The organism is Streptomyces sp. NPDC051940 (assembly GCF_040680895.1).
Lineage (GTDB): Bacteria > Actinomycetota > Actinomycetes > Streptomycetales > Streptomycetaceae > Streptomyces.
Genome location: NZ_JBFAXR010000256.1, coordinates 1 through 3,763 on the forward strand (window position 1 = coordinate 1; position 3,763 = coordinate 3,763).

Consider the following 3,763-nt stretch of genomic DNA (forward strand, 5'->3'; position numbering starts at 1 on the left):
AAATGCCGGCGCCCGGCACCGTGTGCACCGCGTGCGCCTGAATCGCCCGAGCCTTCAGCGTCGTCGGGTAGTTCTTCCTCGCCGTCTTGAGCTTGCTCTTCGCGTCGTCGCGGTGCGAGCGGGCCGCCTTGTCCGCCGTGCGAGCCGCCCGACGGGCGGCCGACAGCGGGTTCTTGGACGCCTTCCGCGCCGCCGACCGCTGCGACCGAGCCGACGCCGCCGTCGACCGCGCGCTGTTGTGGGCGCGCTGTGCGTCCATGAGCGCCTTCAGGTTCTCCGGGGTCCGGAGCTTCGCCCGGCGGTCCGCCTCGGTGTCCCAACGGGCCGCGAGCGGCGCGAAGGTCGGCGTCATGCTGTCGAGCAGGTTCGTGATGGTTTCAGCCGACTTGATCCGTGCCGACTTGGTCGGCTCGCTGATCTTCGACCAGACTGCCTTGCTGTCCACGATGGATCCTTTCGCGAGGTGTCGTGGATAGGGCCGGGATCGCCGTCGCATGGTGATCTCGGCCCGCCCTATTTGGGTGGGTTGCTGCCTCGGTTGCGCTCGCGCCCCCGGTTGCACCCCCGCAACCGCGTGTGACCTGCGGGTTTCCAGGTTGCGGCGGTTTCCAGGAGGGGGGCCCTACGCGTGCGCGCGCGAGGGAGCCGTTTTCGATCTAGCTCCCGGCCGCCTTCTTGGCCCACGCTCGGGCCGTGTTCGGAGAGACCGCCGACAGTTCGTTGATGCGGCGGTAGGGGACCTCCATCCGCACCGCCTCTGCGATCAACGGACGCATCTCCCGGTCGATCTCTTCGAGCTGAGCCAGGAGCTTGATCCGCCTCTGTCCCAACGGCTTGAGTGCCGCCTCTGCGTCGGCCCTGAGTTCGGCCGGTGTCTTCTGCGTCATGTGTTGAGACTGACACACTCGCGCACCCTCAGCAAGTAGCTGAATCGGAATGGCTGAATCACGTTGCTCTTTTTGCGGTACAACTTTCCCTACGTCATCAAGGCGGCCCGCGAGCGGGCCGCGCGGCCCGGCCCCCGGCCCGGCCGACGCTCCTGTCTTCGCCCCGCTCCGGCCCGGCCGCCGACCGGCCCGCGCACCCGGGGGCGGCATCGCTGAGCGGTTTACATGGCGCGTGCTCTGCCGACTGCGGGCATCGCCGTTGTGCTCGCAGACAGGGCAGCGGGGAGGGGAGGGGGACTCGCGGCCCTACGCGGCCGTCTGAGCGCCTGTCAGCCTCCCGGACCGCCGTACCCCCGCCGTCGCGGTGCTGAGCCGCGTGAGGCGACCTTGCGGCCCGTCTCGGGGTTGCTGGGGAGCGGGCTGCTGCCGCGATGTGGCCGGGCGCCGTGGGGCAGTCGCGGGGACGCGACTGCGGTCGCCGTCCGTCGTGGCCGGTCATCCGGCTGCCCGGTCGTGGTGGGCAAGGTGCCGGCGCATCCGTCGCACCTCGACCTCGGCCACTATCCGGCGAGCCGCGGGCGGGCCGCCGTAGAGCGCGAGGGCGGGAGCCATGCCGACCGCCACCGCGGGCCACAGCCCGAGCAGCTCCCGCACGATCAGCGTTCCACCCACCAGGAGCAGAGCGGCCAGCACCGCCGCCAACGCCTGGTCATGGTCGTGTCCCTGGTGGCGCATCAGTCCTCCCCGTGATCACCAGGCGACCCACCGTAGTGATCAGGACCGACAGCCGATCAAGGCGTTTCCGGGTCCCGGGTGGCGCCCGGCGGGGGAGGCAGGAGCCGCCGACGCTGCCGCTGGGACTGCCCGGACGGGAGCGGAGCAGGCGGCCGGGCGAGCTGGAGCCGGGGATCGGCGAGCGGTAGCTGTGGCTGCTGCGGGCCGCTGGCCTGCGACGGAGTTTCGTTCCCACGATTCCCTGGGGTCCCCGGACTTTCGTTCCCACGAATCCGGCCCCGGCGCTGCTCGGCAGCGACCGCCTTCGCCACGGCCACGGCCACGGCCTGGTCCAGGCGCCGCTTCTCCCACGCCTTCTTCCGGCAGGTGGCCGAGCAGTACCGGGGTGGCCGCCCTGTTGAGGCCAGCTCGAACGACTCCTGACAGAACCCGCAGGCCCTCATGCGCATGGTCATGCCGGGGACCGTACGCGGCACGTCTCGTGGCGTGGCAAGCCGCGGGCACCTCTGGCACTTTCGCCGCCACACCTATGCATCACGACCGGAAGGGAGGCGCCGGCCGTTCGGCTGGCGCCTCCCTTCCGAGGAGGCTCAGCCAGTTACGCCCGGCGGCGGGTCGCGGCGAGTTCGAGCGTCCGCCGTTGGACCGCCCGTTCCCGCGCTTGCTCCTGGCGGGCCGTGGGGGGTGCGTACTCCCGCCAGATGTCGAGCGCTCGCGCGACGTTGATGAGCGTCGTCGGTGCGTCGTCCAGGCACAGGAACCCGGACCCGGACGCGAACTTCACGGCCGGACGCATCACCTTGCGGTACCGGGGCTTGCATTCGCCGGTCTCGTGGTCGATCAGTCGGGCGCCCCGCTGGACGCGCACTTCCCGGACCGCCTTCTTCCACCGGAAGCAGCCGACCACTTCCCCGGCCGCGTTGATGTAGGTCGGGTCGAAGTACCGCTCACGGGAGGAAAGCCGCCGCAGGACGCGGGCGGCCCGGTCGGCGTCGGCTGGAGCGACGTCAACGACACGGACCTCCCGCTTGAGCCCCTTGTAGCCCCAGAACCGGCCCGGTCCCTTGCCCGGCGCCCGCCAGGCTTCCGGCACCTTGTTCTGGTAGTCCTTCGCCATGAACGCGCCGTGCTTGGCGAAGTAGGCCGCCAGCTTGGCGGGCGTGTTGACGTGGCCTTCCTCCACCTCCGAGACGAACGCCCCGTGCTGGAGGTGCTTCGCCTTCTCCTCCGGGTCCGGGTGGTCCACGATGTCCGCCCACACGAGGGACAGCCACTGGTCATAGGGCAGGCCGTCCCCGACCGCGTCACGCCAGTAGGGCTTGCGCAAGCCCTTCTCCCCGGCTTCCTTCGCCGCCTTCCAGGCCGCGAGCTTGCCCTCGTACTCGAACCGCCGGGCCGTGCCCGCCAGGCCGTCCGGGCGCGGGTGCCACAGGTGGAAGTGGACCGCGCCACGGCGCTGGAATTCCTCCTTCCAGAGCCCGCAGAACGGGACGCCCCACGCCCGCTCGAACCGCACGTAGAACGTCTCCAGGTGCTTCTTTGCGGCGGCGCCGGTCGGCGCGACCCTCAGCCACTGGTCCGGGTAGGTCAGCGTCGTCATGACCGGGCCCTTCCTGCCCACGACCATCGGCGCGTAGTCCAGCTCACCCGTCGCGTGGAACAGCCGGGCACGGGAGCGTCGCGACCAGCCGGTGATCGGCGCCCGGGGATCGACCGGCGCCCGGTCCCCGACGTACTCGGCCCAGTACGAGCCGAGATCGTGCGCGTCCATCCGGGCCCGGCGCTCGGCCCGCTCGGCAGTCCGCTCAGCGCGGGCCAGATCCTTGTGCCCGACCGTGATGCACGCCGGACCCAGCGTGATGCGGAAGCGGGGACCTTCCTGCCCCCGCCAGTCCGGCAGCGCGGCCAGTGATCCGGCCGCCAACGACAGCCGGTCCAGGCTCGGGAAGCGAGCGCCGAACCAGTCTCCCGCATCTTGGCTTTGACCTGCGGTTTCTTCCGCCGCTCCAAATTCGCGTGGAGTTATGGCACATCTATCGAGAGCGGAAATGCCGGCGCCCGGCACCGTGTGCACCGCGTGCGCCTGAATCGCCCGAGCCTTCAGCGTCGTCGGGTAGTTCTTCCTCGCCGTCTTGAGCTTG

The 3,763-nt window shown here is 70.8% G+C and carries 3 protein-coding genes and 1 pseudogene; all 4 read right to left on the reverse strand.

Annotation, left to right across the window (positions count from 1 at the left end):
* Positions 1-445: pseudogene (locus tag AB0M28_RS40075) on the reverse strand (ATP-binding protein); the annotation flags it as partial.
* A gap of 211 nt (positions 446-656) precedes the next feature.
* Positions 657-887, reverse strand: a complete 231-nt coding sequence (locus tag AB0M28_RS40080) for a hypothetical protein (protein ID WP_361181496.1) — start codon at positions 885-887, stop codon at positions 657-659.
* Between the two features lie 495 nt (positions 888-1,382).
* A complete protein-coding gene (locus AB0M28_RS40085) occupies positions 1,383-1,622 on the reverse strand; it encodes a hypothetical protein (RefSeq protein WP_361181494.1) in 240 nt (79 codons plus the stop codon).
* A 598-nt stretch (positions 1,623-2,220) separates the two neighbouring features.
* On the reverse strand, positions 2,221-3,763 hold a 1,543-nt coding region (locus AB0M28_RS40090; RefSeq protein ID WP_365415721.1), incomplete at its 5' end, for a hypothetical protein.

Bases quoted from the DNA above. Each gene is read 5' to 3' on its own strand.
- AB0M28_RS40080 (WP_361181496.1), bottom strand. From the start codon at position 887: ATGACGCAGAAGACACCGGCCGAACTCAGGGCCGACGCAGAGGCGGCA.
- AB0M28_RS40085 (WP_361181494.1), bottom strand. From the start codon at position 1,622: ATGCGCCACCAGGGACACGACCATGACCAGGCGTTGGCGGCGGTGCTG.